This window comes from Halobacillus kuroshimensis DSM 18393 (genome assembly GCF_000425705.1).
Lineage (GTDB): Bacteria > Bacillota > Bacilli > Bacillales > Halobacillaceae > Halobacillus > Halobacillus kuroshimensis.
This window is the reverse complement of sequence record NZ_AUDY01000008.1, coordinates 1,015,574-1,032,229: the sequence shown is the minus strand read 5'-3', so window position 1 is coordinate 1,032,229 and position 16,656 is coordinate 1,015,574. Positions and strand designations below refer to the sequence as shown.

At 46.2% G+C, this 16,656-nt stretch carries 20 protein-coding genes and 1 riboswitch; of the genes, 10 read left to right on the top strand and 10 right to left on the bottom strand.

The annotated features are described in order from the left end of the window. Nucleotides 1–8 precede the first annotated feature (8 nt). The gene (locus H615_RS0107305) at nt 9–404 is read right to left on the bottom strand and encodes a sporulation protein (protein WP_027954531.1); all 396 of its coding nucleotides are present in this window, start codon (nt 402–404) and stop codon (nt 9–11) included. A 247-nt stretch (nt 405–651) separates the two neighbouring features. Between H615_RS0107305 and H615_RS0107300 the strand changes: the two genes are divergently transcribed. Genes H615_RS0107300 through H615_RS0107290 form a run of 3 tightly spaced genes read left to right on the top strand, consistent with a single transcriptional unit; the run spans nt 652 to nt 1,950 of the window. Then, the gene (locus H615_RS0107300) at nt 652–909 is read left to right on the top strand and encodes a hypothetical protein (protein ID WP_027954530.1); all 258 of its coding nucleotides are present in this window, start codon (nt 652–654) and stop codon (nt 907–909) included. A gap of 48 nt (nt 910–957) precedes the next feature. Beyond that, the gene (locus H615_RS0107295) at nt 958–1,518 is read left to right on the top strand and encodes a GNAT family N-acetyltransferase (RefSeq protein ID WP_027954529.1); all 561 of its coding nucleotides are present in this window, start codon (nt 958–960) and stop codon (nt 1,516–1,518) included. Nucleotides 1,519–1,521: 3 nt separating this feature from the next. Next, nucleotides 1,522–1,950: a hypothetical protein gene (locus H615_RS0107290; RefSeq protein WP_027954528.1), complete on the top strand. Its 429-nt coding sequence runs from the start codon at nt 1,522–1,524 to the stop codon at nt 1,948–1,950. Nucleotides 1,951–2,063: 113 nt separating this feature from the next. Here H615_RS0107290 and H615_RS0107285 read toward each other — a convergent pair whose 3' ends face one another. From H615_RS0107285 to H615_RS0107270, 4 genes are read right to left on the bottom strand one after another with little or no spacing between them, the layout of a single operon-like run. Beyond that, complete coding sequence (locus H615_RS0107285; protein WP_027954527.1) at nt 2,064–2,843, bottom strand: energy-coupling factor transporter transmembrane component T family protein; 780 nt, start codon at nt 2,841–2,843, stop codon at nt 2,064–2,066. Further along, nucleotides 2,824–4,092, bottom strand: coding sequence for an ATP-binding cassette domain-containing protein (locus H615_RS21005; RefSeq protein WP_051254613.1), 1,269 nt, complete (start codon nt 4,090–4,092; stop codon nt 2,824–2,826). The genes H615_RS0107285 and H615_RS21005 overlap by 20 nt, the downstream gene beginning before the upstream one ends. After that, nucleotides 4,092–4,670 (bottom strand): ECF transporter S component, encoded by a 579-nt coding sequence (locus H615_RS0107275; RefSeq protein ID WP_027954526.1) that lies wholly within the window; start codon nt 4,668–4,670, stop codon nt 4,092–4,094. Before H615_RS0107275 ends, H615_RS21005 begins: the two co-directional genes overlap by 1 nt. Further along, a complete protein-coding gene (locus H615_RS0107270; RefSeq protein WP_027954525.1) occupies nt 4,667–5,269 on the bottom strand; it encodes a YkoF family thiamine/hydroxymethylpyrimidine-binding protein in 603 nt (200 codons plus the stop codon). Before H615_RS0107270 ends, H615_RS0107275 begins: the two co-directional genes overlap by 4 nt. 92 nt (nt 5,270–5,361) lie before the next feature. Continuing rightward, a riboswitch (TPP riboswitch) is annotated at nt 5,362–5,462 on the bottom strand. 217 nt (nt 5,463–5,679) lie between these two features. Between H615_RS0107270 and H615_RS0107265 the strand changes: the two genes are divergently transcribed. Continuing rightward, nucleotides 5,680–6,609 (top strand): hypothetical protein, encoded by a 930-nt coding sequence (locus tag H615_RS0107265; protein WP_027954524.1) that lies wholly within the window; start codon nt 5,680–5,682, stop codon nt 6,607–6,609. Nucleotides 6,610–7,060: 451 nt separating this feature from the next. On the opposite strand, the gene H615_RS0107255 is transcribed toward H615_RS0107265, so the two are convergent. Then, nucleotides 7,061–7,291, bottom strand: a complete 231-nt coding sequence (locus H615_RS0107255) for a hypothetical protein (RefSeq protein WP_027954522.1) — start codon at nt 7,289–7,291, stop codon at nt 7,061–7,063. A 198-nt stretch (nt 7,292–7,489) separates the two neighbouring features. After that, nucleotides 7,490–8,026: a DUF420 domain-containing protein gene (locus H615_RS0107250; protein ID WP_425306999.1), complete on the bottom strand. Its 537-nt coding sequence runs from the start codon at nt 8,024–8,026 to the stop codon at nt 7,490–7,492. Nucleotides 8,027–8,207: 181 nt separating this feature from the next. Here H615_RS0107250 and H615_RS0107245 point away from each other — a divergent pair, with 181 nt between their 5' ends. Then, nucleotides 8,208–8,633 (top strand): RDD family protein, encoded by a 426-nt coding sequence (locus H615_RS0107245; RefSeq protein ID WP_027954520.1) that lies wholly within the window; start codon nt 8,208–8,210, stop codon nt 8,631–8,633. Nucleotides 8,634–8,687: 54 nt separating this feature from the next. On the opposite strand, the gene H615_RS22620 is transcribed toward H615_RS0107245, so the two are convergent. Next, a complete protein-coding gene (locus tag H615_RS22620) occupies nt 8,688–10,343 on the bottom strand; it encodes an N-acetylmuramoyl-L-alanine amidase (protein WP_084163037.1) in 1,656 nt (551 codons plus the stop codon). 155 nt (nt 10,344–10,498) lie between these two features. On the opposite strand from H615_RS22620, the gene H615_RS0107235 reads away from it, so the two are divergent. The 5 genes from H615_RS0107235 (at nt 10,499) to H615_RS0107210 (ending at nt 14,836) form a co-directional block, all read left to right on the top strand. Then, on the top strand, nt 10,499–11,713 hold the full coding sequence (locus H615_RS0107235) for an EAL domain-containing protein (protein ID WP_027954519.1): 1,215 nt from the start codon (nt 10,499–10,501) through the stop codon (nt 11,711–11,713). 148 nt (nt 11,714–11,861) lie between these two features. Beyond that, nucleotides 11,862–12,269: an ectoine synthase gene (locus H615_RS0107225; protein WP_027954518.1), complete on the top strand. Its 408-nt coding sequence runs from the start codon at nt 11,862–11,864 to the stop codon at nt 12,267–12,269. 63 nt (nt 12,270–12,332) lie between these two features. Then, nucleotides 12,333–12,794, top strand: coding sequence for a hypothetical protein (locus H615_RS0107220; RefSeq protein ID WP_027954517.1), 462 nt, complete (start codon nt 12,333–12,335; stop codon nt 12,792–12,794). A gap of 130 nt (nt 12,795–12,924) precedes the next feature. Continuing rightward, nucleotides 12,925–13,506: a GNAT family N-acetyltransferase gene (locus H615_RS0107215; RefSeq protein WP_027954516.1), complete on the top strand. Its 582-nt coding sequence runs from the start codon at nt 12,925–12,927 to the stop codon at nt 13,504–13,506. Then, nucleotides 13,499–14,836, top strand: a complete 1,338-nt coding sequence (locus H615_RS0107210) for an FAD-binding oxidoreductase/lyase (RefSeq protein ID WP_027954515.1) — start codon at nt 13,499–13,501, stop codon at nt 14,834–14,836. Before H615_RS0107215 ends, H615_RS0107210 begins: the two co-directional genes overlap by 8 nt. A 224-nt stretch (nt 14,837–15,060) precedes the next feature. On the opposite strand, the gene H615_RS0107205 is transcribed toward H615_RS0107210, so the two are convergent. Together H615_RS0107205 and H615_RS0107200 are read right to left on the bottom strand one after the other, a co-directional pair. Next, nucleotides 15,061–16,122: an iron-containing alcohol dehydrogenase family protein gene (locus tag H615_RS0107205; protein WP_027954514.1), complete on the bottom strand. Its 1,062-nt coding sequence runs from the start codon at nt 16,120–16,122 to the stop codon at nt 15,061–15,063. Nucleotides 16,123–16,219: 97 nt separating this feature from the next. Further along, nucleotides 16,220–16,567 carry a carboxymuconolactone decarboxylase family protein gene (locus H615_RS0107200; RefSeq protein ID WP_027954513.1) on the bottom strand — a complete coding sequence of 116 codons (348 nt, stop codon included), beginning with the start codon at nt 16,565–16,567 and terminating at the stop codon, nt 16,220–16,222. Between the last annotated feature and the right edge of the window lie 89 nt (nt 16,568–16,656).

Genomic DNA, 16,656 nt, shown 5'->3' with positions numbered 1-16,656 from the left:
TCTTTCCCTTAATGAGGAAGAAGAGTGATACGAATCTCATCCGTATCGGATGTTTTACGGTTATTTCCGAGAACAAGTTTCGTTTGAAGAACATAGGCGATATCGGGAGAGCTCTGTTCCATGTCTTCAGGCAGGACGAAATGGAACGGGTACTGAGTTTCTTCGTTGGAATCAAGTTCTCTATTCATTAAGATGGTTGTAATGGGCTGGATGAAAGCCGGTTTTCTTCCTGCTTCCCTTTTAAATAAGTCACATTCCAGACGTTGAATGGTTTGATGGGTGAGTCCCCCTTTAACGTGAAAAGAGCCCTGGACTGAATCGCCGGGTTTGAATTGGTTTCCTGATAAGACTAGATCCACTTGAGGAAATCCGGTTTTGATCCAGCTGAAAAGTTTGGCAAGCATAGGCTGATTTCTCCTTCATAATCAGAATAAATGACTCCACCCGGGAATGAGGGTGAATGAATATTTTGTTCGCTTTTTCAAACGGGGTAGTGAAGAGCTGGTTATCGTTCTTTCAGCTGTCTACACTTGTATAATATTCCAACCTCATGGAGTCGTCAATCTTTTATTCTATTCTTCTTTGATTCCATATGGCAGGGTTATAGTTGTTGGAAAATTATGATAAAGTAGAGGGTAGGAAGGTTCTTGAATGCAAGTGAATCATTTATTTTCCTATCTGTTTTCAAATAAAAAAACAGGAGTGTACACAACGTTCCTGCGGATAGATTATAACAAAACAGCTTCTAAGCTTACACAGTCGGGGCTGGATTACAAAACAGCAGTCATCCATCATAAGGCTGTCGTGTGGGAAGTGCCCGGTTCGCAAGGGTTAACCAGTGAATATCGCTTTTATGTACGTAAAAACGGTTATAACATGACAGACAGCATGATTTTATTTCGGACATAAAGGATTAAGTTAGATGAATAGGCTCAGGATGGCGGATGGGGGAACGATATGGAGTTTAAGGAATTGACTACAGAACGGCTGCGTCTTGTGGAAATGACTGATGGATATATTGATGACTATTTTCACATCTTGTCCAGAGACGAAGTGACAAAGTATATTGGGATGCCTTCCCTCACCCACCGGGATCAAGCTGACGGAATGATTCAAACCTTTAAAGAACAGTTTAAGTCTGAAAAGGCTATCCGATGGGGTATTTTGCTCAGCGAAGAAGAAAAGTTTATCGGTACGGTGGGGCTGAGTCATTTAAGCCTCTGGGGCAGAAAAGCTGAAATAGGATATGAACTGCACCCCGGCTATTGGAAAAGGGGATTGATTACGGAAGCAGTTGCACATGTTCTCACTTATGCGTTCGAAGAATTAGGGCTGTTCAGGGTGGGAGCGGTTACCTTCCCGGCGAATACTCCTTCATCAAGAGTGCTTGAGAAAACAGGGTTTCTTAGAGAGGGCCTGCTGCGGGGCTACCTGTTTCAAAATGGAGAAAATCATCATGCCTATATGTATTCCATACTGCGTACCGAATTCAGTAAACGTCAAAGTAGGGATGTGTAACCAATGAACATAGGGAAACTTTTATTATGGATAGCCGGTATTGCACTTATTTTTGGTGGAGGGTATGCGGCTGCTGTGTATGTTGGTGACACGCCTTCCTATACGCTGACTGCCGTGAAAGCAGGAGAAAATAAAGAAACGTCTGCCACACTTCATAATGGAGAGCATCAGGCTGAACTGGATACGATGCTCAATATTTTGCTGCATCAAAAGCCGATGGAAGGGGCATCTGTGGACATGGAAAATCCAGATGTAACCTTGAAGTTGATCAGTCCGGAGCGTTCCATCGGCATTCTGGATGCAAGGGTTTGGTTTGAAGAAGACAGGGCTGTGCTTGGGATCCGTAGTGGACAGACGTGGAATAGTATCCGGTTTTCGGAGTTGTCACAAAACGAGGCATCCTACATCCGGTCCATCGTCGGCGAAGAATAATTCAGCGTTTTTGGTAAGTGCTTTATTTAAAGTGAATGGAATGATAGAGAGGGAGGGCGCCCTCTCTTTTTTTCTCTAGTAATATCCGGGGAGATATCCAGCTCAACATGGATTTAAAACTGGCCGTTATACCATTGGAAATAGTCCAATTGAATAGACAGAACGATCAATGCCCCCAGCACCGTAAACATGAGTAGAGGAAACCCCCAGTCCTTTGTGCTGATTTTCATAGGTCTGTAAAACGTACGTGACCGTTCCCCCGTAAATCCTTTGGACTCCATCGCAGCAGCTGTTCGCTCTGCTTTTCTTACAGCGCCTGCCAAAAGAGGGATGGAATAGCGTTTCAGCTGTTTGAATCTTCCTTTTACTGATTTGGATTCTGTGACTCCACGTATCCGGTGGGCCGCCCGGATCTGATCGAATTCTTCTTTCATCATTGGAAGGAAACGGTATCCTGCCATCAGTCCATAAGCAAGCTTCGGAGGCAGTTTCAGCTGTTGAATGAGGCTTAATATGAAATGAACCATGTTTGTCGTAAATACAAACAAAAGAGATAAGGCGGCAAAGGCCATTACACGAAAGGAAAGCGCCAGAGCCATCAACAAGTCTTCTTTTGGGAACAGAAAACCAGCAAGGCGGATAGTCTCGCCGGGCCTGGCTGGTTCATCGGCAAAGGCAATGGTCGTCCACAGCATCCCGAAGGCGAACAGGGTGAACGCTGAGAGGTATAGGAGATATACTCGTTTCCGAAACCTGCCGAAAATCAATGTCAAAGCGATTGTGAATCCTGTGAAGACAAAAGGCGTTACAGGATCGAATAAAAAGGCAAGGACAAAGACGAGTCCGATTATCGTGCAGGCTTTCATGGCAGGATTAAGAGTATGAAGGGACATGAAGGCAGCTCCTTTCTATTAATAATCGATCCAGTTGAACAGGAAGGGGAGGTTCAATATGCCAATCCGAAAGTCGGTTATGTTTCCACAGATGCTCTGGGAGACCATCGTAAGCGATCCTTCCTTGTTCCAACACGATCACCCTTGTCGCATAGTGGTGAACAAGCTCCATATCATGTGTGATCATAAATAAGGTGGTCCCTTGTTGAAAGCGCTTTTCAAGCAGAGCCATCAGCTGTTGGGTGGAGACTGCATCCTGGCCGAAAGTCGGTTCATCCAGCAAGAGAAGTGATTGATTTTCCACTATCATCGTGGCCACGCTTAAGCGGCGTTTCTGCCCCTGACTTAACTGATAAGGATGATGCTTGTCTAATCCATCCAATCGGCAAAGGGAGAGCAGATGTTCAACCTGCCGGCATATTTCCAATTCGGGTGTTCCCCGCTGTCTTAAACTGAACGCAATTTCCTCGAACACTTCATCGGTTACAAATTGGTGCTCCGGATTTTGAAAAACGTACCCCACCTGTGACCGTAAGTCGTCCGCTTTCCATTTCTTCATGGATGTCCCTTTCCATGTAACCGTGCCTCTGTCGGGCTTTGTGATGCCGGCCATTATTTTGGATAGGCTGGATTTGCCACTTCCATTCGCCCCTACCACAGCAATCCATTCTTCTTCATAAAGGGACAACGTAAGATCCTGTAAAATAGCTTTCCACTGAACATCGGATAATTCCAGGAGCGGCTTCCCACGTCGGTTCGGGTGACGGACACCTGAAGGAACTTCAATGTCCCGCTGCGTCAGTTCTTCCAGGGTAAATGGATAGGGAGGAGGGCTGCCTTCGTCTATGCTGTACTGCACAGCATAGGGAAGCCGGATACCTTGATTGTGGATGGCGCGGGCCTGGTTATTGAGGACTTCTTTTAACGGTCCCTGAGTAAGAATCCCTCCATCGGAATGGAGTACAACGACATGCTTGAGAAGCTCCAGCCATCCTTCTAATCTGTGTTCGATTACAATCAAGGTAAGACTCCTTGTTTTTTTTATGGAAGTCAGAGTTGTAATGAAATCCAAATCCTCCGGGTAAAGCCCGTTTATACATTGGACAAGTGAGCTTTTTCCTGAACCGCTCGGGCCAAGGATGAGGGTGTCCTGTTCGTTTTGGATGGAGAGGGTAATATCCGTCAATACGGTTTTTTCATTTTCTTCATACGTAAGCGTCAGGTTTTCCAGTTGTACAGCCGTCTTCATCAGGAAGCCCTCTTCTTTCTCAGTTCCCGCCCGAGAGCAAAACTGGAAAGGACGCCGGTACGTGCAAGTCCGTCAGCGATGGCTTTACCAAATACTCCGGAAATCACAGCGCCGCTGACCATACGGACAATCAGCATGGCAGCAACGTATCCACCACTTAACGCAGCGTATCCGGATTGGAAATACCCCCATGCGAAACTGAAAACGGCAGCCATCACGCCGGCGAGCATGAGTACAGAAAGATGATAAGACCGGTAACGCGTCAGAGCAAACGCACTTTCAGCTCCGAGTCCCTGAACCATTCCCGTTAAGATTAAAATAGGTCCGGAAGCATTTCCAAGCAGAACTTCAATTGTCGCTGCGATGGTTTCAGAGAGAAAAGCTGCGCCCGGGCGGCGTAGAATATAGGCGGCAATGATGGATACGATGAACCAGATACCAAAGATAAAATCATATCCGATTGGACCAAAGAGACCTGAGAGAAGTTTTCCAACAGGCAGGAAAGCGAGGTAGACAACAGCGAAAACGACAGACAAAACAGATAGAACAACGATTTCTTTGAGTTTCCAGTTTTTCATAAGATGCTCTCCTTTGAGGAAGGGCTGTTGACCGACACCGATACAGTCATGACAGTGTGAGACGACCCTGAAGCTTCTGTCTCACGGAAAACATTTTCCAACCCTTCGAAAACCGTATGGGTATCTCCGTCAAGCCTTGTAGAATAGTGGGCGGGCGTCACTTGGATGCCCTTCGATTTCATCGCTTCAATCTGCTTGTATATTGTATCCATATAGCTGCCCCCTCCCATTGGATACAGGGAAAACTTAGCTGCCAATGGCTGGGTGATCGAGCGGGAGGCGTCTTCATTCCTCCGGTGCAGGGATTCAGCCATATACGTATCTCCAGCCGAATCTCCCGGGCACCCAATTGAATAAGTCGCATGAAAAGCCGCATGAACATTTGTTTTGGATACATGAAGAAGGATGGCCTTCGTCACATCAAAAATATGTTCCACTCGTCCCCGTACCGTCGTTGTGACATCATCGGTATCGAGCCATACTTTAGATGTATCCACTTTCTTTAAGCTTTCCAGAATTATACCCGCAAACTCATCACTCATCGGATGTATAGAAAACGAACATCCGGCAATTTTTGATGTACCACAAACTTGATCCATCCATCATTCCTCCTTTTTTTAAACACAAAAAAACTGCATCCCATGGGAATGCAGTCCGTTGATCGATGAATAAAACCTGTAAAGGCCTGATTGATAGAACGGCTGCACTTCCCCACGCTAGTATTATCTAGTTCGGGTGCCAAGGGTCGGATCATCCTCTCAGCCGCTCGCAGCAGCTCCCCTAGTGCCTCATATGTATACAGTTTTTTGTATTGATTCTATCGTAGCGGATGTTGGAATATTTGTAAATGTTTATTCTCTTTTTTATGAATACGAACGATAGAGTTCATTTTCAAAATCTTCCAATCGTGGTACGCTGAGGGTAATAGAATCCGTCATTTATTGAGTGGAATAAAAGAGTCGGGCAATCAGAAGACAAGGGATACCATCAACAGGAAGGGGAGACAGTCATGAACAATCACATGCATCGGACAAACAGGTGGATAAAGCGGTATGCACGTCCATTGGAAGCCGCCAGATGGGAAGCTCTTTTTGGAAGAGGTCCTAAAGAAAAAGTCCTCGATTATTTGAGTGCGTTCCAAAATGAAGATGGAGGTTTTGGTCACGGAATTGAGCCGGATTTTCAACTTCCAGCTTCTTCTCCAATGGCCACATGGGCAGCTTCCCAAGTGCTGACTGAATTGAATGTATCTTCCAAAGAGCCGATGCTTCAACAGATGGTTTCCTACCTGCTTCGCTCGTATGATCGTCAATCAGGGATGTGGCCCTCGGTTGTTCCTGAGGTCAACCATTTTCCTCATGCACCCTGGTGGTCGTGGAGGGAAGGGGTGCAGTCCAACTGGATGTTTAACCCGGCGGCGGAATTGGCCGGTTTTCTCATCGACTGCTCCCAACGGGATACGGAAGCCTGGGAAACGGGTGTGGCTGGTGCTGTTAAAGCTGTCGAACATTTGATGAGTGTCAGTCAGATGGATTTCCACGAATGGCAGTGCTTTCAAAATCTACTGATCTCCTTGGACAAGCATAAAGGACATGTTCATAATCTAATGCCTTATGGACTTGATCAGGTGCAGTCCCACCTTCTTGCTTTAGGCGAGAACTGCTTTAGTCAGGATCCTTCGGAATGGGGAAGTGGGTACGGTGCTCTTCCGACTGACATAATATCGTCCCCACAGCATCCGTTATATGCTAAATATAAACCTTTAGTATTGGAAAACATCCGTTATTATTTGAAGACGCTGAAGGAAGAAGGCATCTGGGATATCACCTGGGACTGGGGAGACGGAACAAAAGCTTTTGCTGTAGCCGAACAACAATGGAAAGGAATTATGGCAGTTCGGCGTTGGAAAATTATCCATGCTTTTCAAGAGGAATGGTAAAAGGAAATAGAGGCCATAGCGCCTCTGTCGTACGTGGAGGTTGGAAAAAGGGGCATTTTTTATCTATTCCCAGCCCCTTCCTTCTTTATGGAACCCTGTTTCCCGTTATCTCCCGATAGAGGAAATCGGTTCTTTATACAGTGGGGATAACCAGCACAGAGGGAGGAGCAAAGATAAGCGGACTCATACCTGTTTGTTTCACTTAGCATCAGGCGCTGGTTTTATGGTTATCCGTGTCCTGATTCATGAGGGGGACGTCCTGGTGACCGGGAGTATCGGTGCTGCTTTTGTTAATGGTTGAATCAGACGATGTTTCACAAGCGTCTACTCAGTGGATGACCTGAAGGAGATCACCCTTGGTTAAAAGACCACTTGCTGTGAAGGCTCCTTTTTCAGAAATATAAAGGAATAAAGAAAACCGGGATACATGTGTTATGTATCCCGGTTATTTTTATGGCTTAAACAATCTTAATTTTAAGTTGTCTTCATTCTGAGAGCAGTCCAGATAAGGAAGTTTTTCATAAGGATAGTACCGCACAGTTGTCGGGTTCATATCAAGCAGGCCGAATAGTTCCTTCATGTCCGTAATCCGGTTCAATTGAATGAGCGTATCTTTCCCTGCGAACGATTGGAATCTTGCAGACGTAAATCCTTCTTCCTTGATAAAGTTAAGAATGTCCATTAGTTAGTCTCCTTATGGCCGTAAGCTGGTTGGACATGTGCTCATTATATTTTCATAGACTTAACCGGCTTCGATACCTACCGGCTGTTATTCTACAATAACAAATATCTTGGAAAATAGCCAACTTTTCCCGTCTACTTATTGTTTTTGTAATATAAAAAAGAAAAAAGCCACGTATCCAAAGACACGTGACTGTTCTTAGTAATATGGAGAAATCATTAAATAGACAACGACGCCTGTGAAACTGACATAAAGCCAGATTGGCATCGTCCAGCGGGCGATTCTCCTATGTTTATCCACTTTCATTGCCAGACCTCTGAACAGTGTTAACAGGGCCAGGGGTACAATAAGTGCGGCCAGCACAATATGGGTGATCAGAATAAAGTAATAAATACTCGCCACCAGACCCTCGCCGCCGAAGGACGTTGATTCAGACATGGAATGGTACGTGAGATATGAAACTAAAAACAAGGCTGTAGTTGTAAAGGCAGCAAAAATGAACCGTTTATGCCACGTAATGTTCTTTCGGATAATCATAAATAAAGCCGCCAAAAGAAACACGAATGTGAAGGAATTGAATACGGCATTGAGTAACGGGAGCAGCGTAATATCAAAGCTGGTCTCGCTTCCAATCTCCGGAAGGAACAACAAGGCCACCACAATTAGATTGATAGCAATGGATAGTCCCACCACCCATGGTACATAATTAAAATCTTTTTTTATTTCCAAAGTAATACCCCATCTCTTAATAGACTGCAGGAATAGTATATAAAAAATCCGCTTGAAAATCATCTCATGATGTCGAACGTTAACGAAACTGTCACTTCATGATGGCTCACAAGCGTGACAAAAGACGGAATAATGGGCTGACCTTATCCAGAAAGAATCCATAGGATACGTACAAGGAGGGAAGTTTATGCGCCGTAAATACTTGTTTTTGAAATTTCTAGGATTTGGCGGGGAGCTGCTCATATCCGGAATATGGGCTGCCCTTTACACGTATCTGCAGGATACCGGGAGGGGATTTGATCCCAATCCTGTATTCTGGCAGGCCTTTATCACGATCCACCTGAGCACGTTGATGGTTCTGCCATTATTCCTACAGGGCAGAACTTTAGGCATGCTGCTGACAAATATGTCTGTCGTATCGACGCATGGAGGAAGCCCCCATGTATTTCAATCCATGGTAAGAGCTGTTCTTGGATTCGGCCCGGTGCTGTTGACCAACGGGTGGTGGCTGTTGGTCTCTGCCGCAACATCCGTATTGGATAAAAAAGGACGGAGCTGGGGGGAACTCATATCCTTTACAACGATGAAGCCAAGAGAAACAAAAGAGAAGTAATGTTCCTGTTTTAAAACGAAAAACCGGTTCCTGTAAAGCAACCGGTTCTATTTATTAGTTTAAATCTTGAATAAGTTTTTGCAGGGTCTGCTGCTGGATTTCTATAGACTTCTGCGTGTATTCAGCCATTCGTTCATAGATTGATAAAATAAGCTGACCATATTGATTGCCGGGTACAGCCCATTTTCCATTCAGCGCGGTCCATGTGCGCGCGCTTCCCCGTGCAACAAGATCGAATCGTGGGTCTACAAGCTTCACCCCTTCGGGAATCGGGTCGCTGGAAGCATAGGCATATAAGTGTTGAATCTGAGCGTGAACACCTTCTTCGGGTGTCGAAAAGGATGCCCCGGCAGCTCCACCGCCTACAGCTCCAATTCCTGCAAAATTATTTTGATCTCTTTGTACATCGCCCGTGAAACGGAAATAGTTCGTTTCATGAACGGCCTGGGCGAATGCAATATCCGCTCGTATGCCGTAAAGGTTTCCGTATACCCTATAGTACCTACCAAGCTGTGGAGCATCTGGATAGACCGAACGGACAAATTGGTCAAGCTGACAACCGATAATCACGCTCTGCCCAAGAATTGTCCATTTGTCCTCCGGTGTTTCAGGGGCTGGTGAATCTGGTAAGGGTGGCAGATCAGAACCCGACCAGATGAAGGCGTCGATGATACCGAACGACTTCAATTTTTGCACAAGAGCTTTCGCATGATCCATTTCTTGAAAAGCGCCGGCTTGAACACGGTAATAGGTGAGGCCGTCAATATCTAAAGTCGTGATAAATGATGGAAATCCGGCAGCGGTAAGCAGGTTCACCCGTTCCTCGGCATTTTTCCTTTCTCTGAACGATCCGGCAATGACCCGGTACAGATCATCTTCACGCACAGGGGATTCGGATTTGTCGGTTCCGGCAAGGATATACGCGTCTGCAATCCCTATCCGCTTTAATTGTTCTACCTGTGATTTGGCATTTGTTTCCTTAGAGAAGGCTCCTGTTTGAACACGGTAATAGACACTGCCTGAGACGGAGGCAGGCACGATAAAAGCAGCGACACCGTTTTGAGATAGGAATTCGGTTCTTTGTTCTGCGTTTTCTCTGCTTTGGAAAGATCCAGCCATCACTTTGTATAACGTGGAGCTCACTGGCGATGCGGCGCTGGAAAGCTTCGGCAGCTGTAGAGCTTTGGCTGTTCCTTCCGCGATAGCTCTGGATATGTCGTTGATGAATGTGGAGTTTCTCAGCAGGGCCAGGTCGTCGGGGTGATCGACAAATAATAGTTCGAGTAAAAGGGAACTCATATGTGTTTCGCGGGTGACGAACAAGTTGGCTTGTTTCATGCCGCGGTTGTTCACTCTGTATTTTGAAGCCGTTTGATAAATCGTGTTATGGATGATGGACTGGTAAGCTTGAGTATTCGGAGCAAGAGCCCCGTTATAGATATAACTTTCAAAGCCGCTTCCACCGGCGGCATTATTGTGGATCGATAGGAAGAAGTCAGCGTCGATAGCATTAGCGGCTGCTGTCCGCCTGCTCAAGGAAACCGTTATATCGGATGTTCTCGTCATCACAATTTCAGCTTCATAATGCTCCGTAAGATAACGCTGGACGTTGAGGGCAATGGATAGGTTAAAGGTCTTTTCCTGATACCCTCGGTAAACGGCACCTGGATCTGTACCTCCGTGCCCCGGGTCAATGACAATGGTTTTCATATCAATCTTTCTCCTCTCAAGAATCTCTTTTAGTATATGAGTTTTCTTAGATACTTGTATGGATGAAGCGGCAAAATCACCTTGTCAAACACATGCTTTAGCTGAATACGGCTTGTATTGTATAATAATAGAATGACGTGAAAAGGAGGAGACTCATGGATCCACTGGATATTGTAGGGAACTTACATAGAATAAAGCCTGTCTTTCAACCGATTGTCAGTGCAATTAATCACGATGTGATCGGATATGAGGTGCTGGCCCGTTATAAAGAGAATCAAACGTGGGAGAGTCTTGGTCCCTTTTTCCATGATACGGACGTGCCGGAGGAATTCAAAGTGGAGGTCGATCAAGTCGTCCTCACTCAAGCGGTCCAAACGATGATGGATAACAGGAAAGAAGGTCTGCTGTTTATTAACCGCAATGCTAAGCAGCTGATGGTGAACAATGGGGATGATCTCCTGCAGTCGCTCCTTCAATTCAAGGACCAGGGGTTTGACCTGAGTCGTATTGTCATTGAAGTGACTGAACATGATTTTGATGAAGACTTTGAAACCCTGAACCACCTTCTGCTGTATTTTAAAACGTACGGTATTCAGATTGCCGTGGATCATGTTGGAGCAAAGAGCTCGAATATCGACCGGATCAGGCTTTTGGAACCCCATATTTTAAAAATTGATACAGGGATCATTCGCAGACAGGATGGGGATGCTTTTCAGGATATCATGTACTCGTTATCTATGCTCGCCCATCGGATCGGGGCGGCTCTTTTATTTGAGAATATCGAGGATGATTTTCAATTGTATTTTGCCTGGAAGCACGGCAGCAGGTTCTATCAGGGATATTACCTTGCCCTTCCATCCTTCGACCCTGTCGGTAAAGGGGCGCTGTCGGTGGATATCAAAGAACGGATGAGCGGCTTTGTACAGCGGGAAAAACGCCTGTTGGAAAATCGCCAGCAGTATGTGAAACATTGGGAAGCAAAGGTGAGGCAGCTCCTGGCCAGGTGGGAAGGACCAAAGAAATCAGATGCGTTTATTGATGGTGTGACGGAGAAGTTTCACAATGAAAGCTTCCGTATGTTCATTTGCCATATGGATGGTCAGCAGGTATCCTCCAACTTCCGTAAAAAAGAAGACGAGTGGTTTGTGGAAACGGATAAAAAAGGATCCAACTGGGCTTTCCGTCCATATTTTCTGGAAAATGTGATGAAAATGAGGGAGTCGCACGCTGGTCTACTTTCGGACCTTTACTCTGATATAGAAACGAAAGAAATGGTCCGCACATTCAGTTTTCCATTAACCGACCAGCATTTTCTTTTCATTGATTTGAGATACGCCTATTTGTATGATCATGAATGTCTGCTTGCCTGAAGAGCGGCACATTCAACTTCTCGCAGGAAGGCCTGGGGGACCATCGATGACATGGGCCCTCAGGCTTGTTTTGTTTACAGAAAGAGAATGTGATGAAAGGGTCTATGATGGCGGCTATGGAATAAAGTAAGGCAAGGAGGGACAGCTGATGAAAGTGAGAGCACTGGAAGATGTTGTTGGATCCAACAGGGAAGTGGATGGAGGGAACTGGATCAGCCGGCGTTTACTTGTTGCTGAAGACCATATGGGTTATTCTGTCCACGATACTTTGATCAGGGCGGGGACGGAAACGAAAATGTGGTATAAGCATCACCTCGAATCGGTCTACTGCATAGAAGGGGAAGGTGAGGTCGTGACAGCTTCTGATCAAAGGATCTGGCCCATTCGCAAAAACACCTTATACGCATTGGATCAGCATGATGAACACGTGCTGCGTGCCTTCACAGATATGCGGATGGTCTGTGTGTTTAATCCACCTCTACAAGGGCAGGAAAAACACGACGCAGATGGTACGTATCCCGTAGATTCGAAACAAGGAAACCCACCTTTGATGTAAGGGGTTTTTCCCTCTCTGTATTTTTTTGGTAAAATAACAAAAAAGGCAGGAAGGGAGCATGTTATGGAAAAAGCGTTGGATGAAGAAAGTCTGAATCAAATTTCCATTCGAATGAAAAGCCGGAAATCCATGTGGTACAACTTTCTGATTATGGCTTTTCTGGTAGGGGTCTCTCAGCTTTTTTTTGAATCGGTGACTGGAATCATTTATCTTGCGGCCATGCTCTTTTTCGGGCTGTTTTTATATGAAACCTTAATGGCTCGTAAAACGAATGAACAATTATGGCAGATTTGGGAAGAGCGTTGGCTGGAACGGCCGTTTTTATATAGTCTGCGCTCATCATTTTCCCAATCGGCTCAAGTGTGGCTTCCGGCTATTATCACTACGGACTTTTCCTGGGTTATGGCAGCTGTTCTTTCCGTGTTTAGTCTGGGGGTCGGTTTTTATTCCGGGTTTCAAAGGTGGAGGGCCAAAAATTATTATTACCGGATCGCTGCGGGCAAGGGGCAGCCGTCGGTTTCATAGATGTATGAAAACGAGGAAGAATGGGAAGGGCCTTCTTCCTCGTTTTTATTTTTAATCAGATGAATGTGAATCTTTTTTCAAAGAGGTTAACAGTTTGGTATTCTATTATTGAGAAAGGGGAGAGGAAATCTTGGATCCTATACATATCGACGTTCCCTATGTTCTGCATACCAAACGCCTTTGTCTACGGAGGCCGGAGGCTGGAGACGGCCCGGCGATTAATGAAGCTGTCCACCGGTCGGAACAGGAATTGAAGCCGTGGCTACCTTTTGTTCAGGAGATGCCTTCGGTTGAAGATACAGAAAGCAATGTCAGGCAGGCCCATGCAGATTTTATGGAAAGAAAAAAACTCCGGTATCTTGTTTTTCGCAAGGAAAATGGAGAGTTTGTTGGGTCGACTGGACTTCATAATATTGACTGGGATATTCCGAAGTTCGAAATCGGGTACTGGATCGACACCAAATGGAGCGGACATGGGTATATGCAGGAAGCCGTCCGTGAAATAACGCGGCTTGCTCTTTATGATCTCGGTGGAGCGCGTGTAGAAATCAGATGTGAAAGGGAAAATGAAAAAAGCAGGCAGGTTCCAGAAAAACTTGGCTACCATTTTGAAGGAATGTTACGTAATGATGACTGGTCCGTGGATGGGAAACATCTGACAGATACATGTGTCTACGCAAAAATAAAGGAACGGAGGCAGAAACATGTATGATGTGACCATTGTCGGTGCTGGTGTAGCGGGAACATTTATGGCCTACACCCTTGTCCAGAAACACCCCGGTCTTCAAGTGAAAGTCGTAGACGTAGGAAAACCGTTGAAAGAGAGAGCCTGTGCACAGGGGCATGGACAACCTTGCACGTGCTCTGGAGCCTGCGATCAGTACATAGGCTTTGGCGGTCTTGGGAAGTCAGAAGGGAAATTCAATTTTACCAATGCCTTTGGAGGAGAGCTTCCACGAAAAATCGGCGAGCAGGAAACCGACCGCCTTATGAAAGAAGTAGACCGCATTCTAACCGGTTATGGAGGAGACCGAGTGGACACGTATTCAACGGATAACGAGCATGTGAAAAGAAGGGCTGCATGTGGTGACTTGACCGTTTTAACGACGGAGGTACGCCATCTTGGTACTTCCCTGGCGAAGGAGGTATTTCAAAACCTTTATAAACATTTGGTAAATAAGCTGTCCTTTTCTTTTAACAGCCGTGTCAAGTCCATTACACGGCTGGGTCAAGGTTTCCGCCTCGTTACAGATTGTCAGCAGTTTTTAAGTCGGAAAGTTGTGCTTGCGACAGGAAACAGTGGTCGTGAGTGGTTCGCGCGGATAACGGAACCGCTTGGTATCGAACCGAGGGATACGCGACTGGACCTGGGTATACGGGTGGAAATGCGGGGCGGCCAGCTGGATGCTCTCCTAAGGGAAACATTTGAAACGAAACTTTTGAAAAAAACGACACGTTTTACGGCTTACACATACTGTATGAATCCCAATGGCAGGATTATTCAGAAGCATCAGCATGGGCTTGTCATGCCTGATGGCCAGAATTTACGTGAACAGGGTATGCCGGGAGACAATTTGAATTTCACTCTGTTTGTCCCGCGTTACTTTCCGAGTCAAAAGCAGGCGGTGGAAGAAGCTTCACGTGTAATCGGTGGAATCAATCGTTCGAGGGGAAGAATTGTTGTCCAGCGCCTCGAAGATTTGAAAAGGGGAAAGGGGACGACTTCTCTTCATACAAACCCCGTGATCCCTTCCCTTTCCGCTGAAGAAGGGTCGCTGATAGAGGAAGTGCCACATATTTATATAGAGGCTCTCATCGAGTTCCTGACCTCTCTTGAAGCAGCGATAGGTGAACCGGTGGATCCAGACACACTGCTTTATGGTCTTGATGCTAAATTTTACGAACCAGTTATTCCAACCAACAGGAATTTCGAAACAGACGTCCCGGGACTGTTTCTGGTTGGAGACTGCTCATCCGTCACTCATTCCTTGTCCCAGGCAGCGGCTAGTGGGATTTATGTAGGAGAGGTAATAGGAGGATAACGGAAGCGGCCGTTTTTCTCAGGCTGTAGAAAGAACGTGTCTTCTCGGGGAGCTTCCCTTTTATGTGGGAATTCACGTTCCGCTTACTGGTGGATGCCTGATGCGGGAACGGCCTCAACTGACTTGGGCAGGAATCACAAACCGTTGTATTGAGCAGTTTCACTTGGAAATCTTCATCCATACTAGGGAATAAGAAAATTGAAAATGGTTAACCGCATCAGCGGTTAACCATTTTCAATCTTGGTCATCGCTTCCTCGACTTGAGCGGCATCCATGACGTTCATTAATCGGATGGATTCCCCGGGTTTTAAGGCATGTTCCGCTGTTATGGAGATGGCTTCTGCTTTGTTGGTCAAGTTGAAGTCATCGAGGGTTACCGGCAGGTCCATTTCCTGATAATAAGGAGTGAGTGCTTCAATTTCGTCAAAGCGGCCTTCCAGAGCAAGCTGGACGAGAATACCATAAGCCACTTTTTCACCGTGAAGAAAATGGTGGGTTTCAGGTACTTTGGTTAAGCCGTTATGGATCGAATGGGCTCCGGCGATTCTTCCATAACTATCCCCGTACCCACCTACCATACCTCCAGCCATGATAATGGTTTCCGCGACTCTCATAAAGGCAGGTATGACAGCTTGCTGACGAACGGCTTCCACAGCTTCTCTGCCATCTTGTATGAGAACATCCCTGCATAATCTGGCCGCGTGCAGCGCAATGTCTACCGAGATCGGCTTGGAGGCGAGAGACCTCGTAAGAACATCCGCTTCATACCATTTGGCGAGCGTATCGCCGATGCCGGCCCTGAGATAAGGTTCCGGGGCACGAACGAGCAGATCAGGCTCTACAAGCAGCATCCATGTACTACGTGGATAAATAATGTACTCCTCAAAATTTCCTTCATCATCGTAAAACACACTGAGCGGCGTCCAAGGTGCGCAGTTTGAGGCTAGTGTTGGGATGAGCACGGCTGGAATATCCAATTGATCGGCACAGGCTTTTCCGAGATCAAGGACCTTTCCGCCTCCGATGCTGATCAAGACATCACAGCCCCGCAGGGCTTCACTGAGGCGCATGACCTCTTTGTGGGAGCACTCCCCAGCATAGGCTTCCAATTGGACCGGCATCGTCAGCTTTGGAAAATAGGGCTGTGCAGCCTTCCACGACTGCTCACCGTGAATGATTCCTGCTTTTGAAAAGGCCTGGTTTTCCAGCATTTCTGGAAGATCCCTTAGAATTCCAGGCTCAGCTTTATAAATCGCAGGTGCTCCTTGTACAGTTACGTTTTTCATGGTTGATCACCTCTGGAAATGATATAGCCATCATTATCCAGATGACAGAATAATATGTCAATAACAAAACCGGGAGCAGGCCTCCCGGTTTTGTGAGTTAACGGTTTCGGAATTCATGAAGAATGTTCAGACCTGTGGTTACGGCCTGACTCATGGCAGAGCCCCCGCCATAAGCAGCTGATACACCCATCGTTTCAAGAATTTCCCTGTCCGAACAATCTGCTTCCACGCACTGATCCATATGGTAGGCCATACTGGCTTCATCTCCATCTTTCACACTGATAGCAAGAGCCATTAAGTGCTTGGTGCCCTTGCTCAGTTCTCCGTCTTCAAAGAACGAGCCGGTAAAGTGATTGTATTCTTTTGTGGCCTCCGGCAGGTGTTCGGTCAGGGTTTCAATGCCATTTCTATACTCTTTGAGCAGGTCTTCTCCTTGCTTGTTCATTCTTTCACTCTCCCTTTTCTTTGTTATTCCTTTTATTCCTTACTCCTCCAGACCTTTAAACAGCGTAATAGGCTTCCCGGCATATCCGT

Coding starts and splice junctions, on each gene's coding strand:
- H615_RS0107305 (WP_027954531.1), bottom strand. CDS start 404: ATGCTTGCCAAACTTTTCAGCTGGATCAAAACCGGATTTCCTCAAGTG.
- H615_RS0107300 (WP_027954530.1), top strand. CDS start 652: ATGCAAGTGAATCATTTATTTTCCTATCTGTTTTCAAATAAAAAAACA.
- H615_RS0107295 (WP_027954529.1), top strand. CDS start 958: ATGGAGTTTAAGGAATTGACTACAGAACGGCTGCGTCTTGTGGAAATG.
- H615_RS0107290 (WP_027954528.1), top strand. CDS start 1,522: ATGAACATAGGGAAACTTTTATTATGGATAGCCGGTATTGCACTTATT.
- H615_RS0107285 (WP_027954527.1), bottom strand. CDS start 2,843: ATGTCCCTTCATACTCTTAATCCTGCCATGAAAGCCTGCACGATAATC.
- H615_RS21005 (WP_051254613.1), bottom strand. CDS start 4,092: ATGAAGACGGCTGTACAACTGGAAAACCTGACGCTTACGTATGAAGAA.
- H615_RS0107275 (WP_027954526.1), bottom strand. CDS start 4,670: ATGAAAAACTGGAAACTCAAAGAAATCGTTGTTCTATCTGTTTTGTCT.
- H615_RS0107270 (WP_027954525.1), bottom strand. CDS start 5,269: ATGGATCAAGTTTGTGGTACATCAAAAATTGCCGGATGTTCGTTTTCT.
- H615_RS0107265 (WP_027954524.1), top strand. CDS start 5,680: ATGAACAATCACATGCATCGGACAAACAGGTGGATAAAGCGGTATGCA.
- H615_RS0107255 (WP_027954522.1), bottom strand. CDS start 7,291: ATGGACATTCTTAACTTTATCAAGGAAGAAGGATTTACGTCTGCAAGA.
- H615_RS0107245 (WP_027954520.1), top strand. CDS start 8,208: ATGCGCCGTAAATACTTGTTTTTGAAATTTCTAGGATTTGGCGGGGAG.
- H615_RS22620 (WP_084163037.1), bottom strand. CDS start 10,343: ATGAAAACCATTGTCATTGACCCGGGGCACGGAGGTACAGATCCAGGT.
- H615_RS0107235 (WP_027954519.1), top strand. CDS start 10,499: ATGGATCCACTGGATATTGTAGGGAACTTACATAGAATAAAGCCTGTC.
- H615_RS0107225 (WP_027954518.1), top strand. CDS start 11,862: ATGAAAGTGAGAGCACTGGAAGATGTTGTTGGATCCAACAGGGAAGTG.
- H615_RS0107220 (WP_027954517.1), top strand. CDS start 12,333: ATGGAAAAAGCGTTGGATGAAGAAAGTCTGAATCAAATTTCCATTCGA.
- H615_RS0107210 (WP_027954515.1), top strand. CDS start 13,499: ATGTATGATGTGACCATTGTCGGTGCTGGTGTAGCGGGAACATTTATG.
- H615_RS0107205 (WP_027954514.1), bottom strand. CDS start 16,122: ATGAAAAACGTAACTGTACAAGGAGCACCTGCGATTTATAAAGCTGAG.
- H615_RS0107200 (WP_027954513.1), bottom strand. CDS start 16,567: ATGAACAAGCAAGGAGAAGACCTGCTCAAAGAGTATAGAAATGGCATT.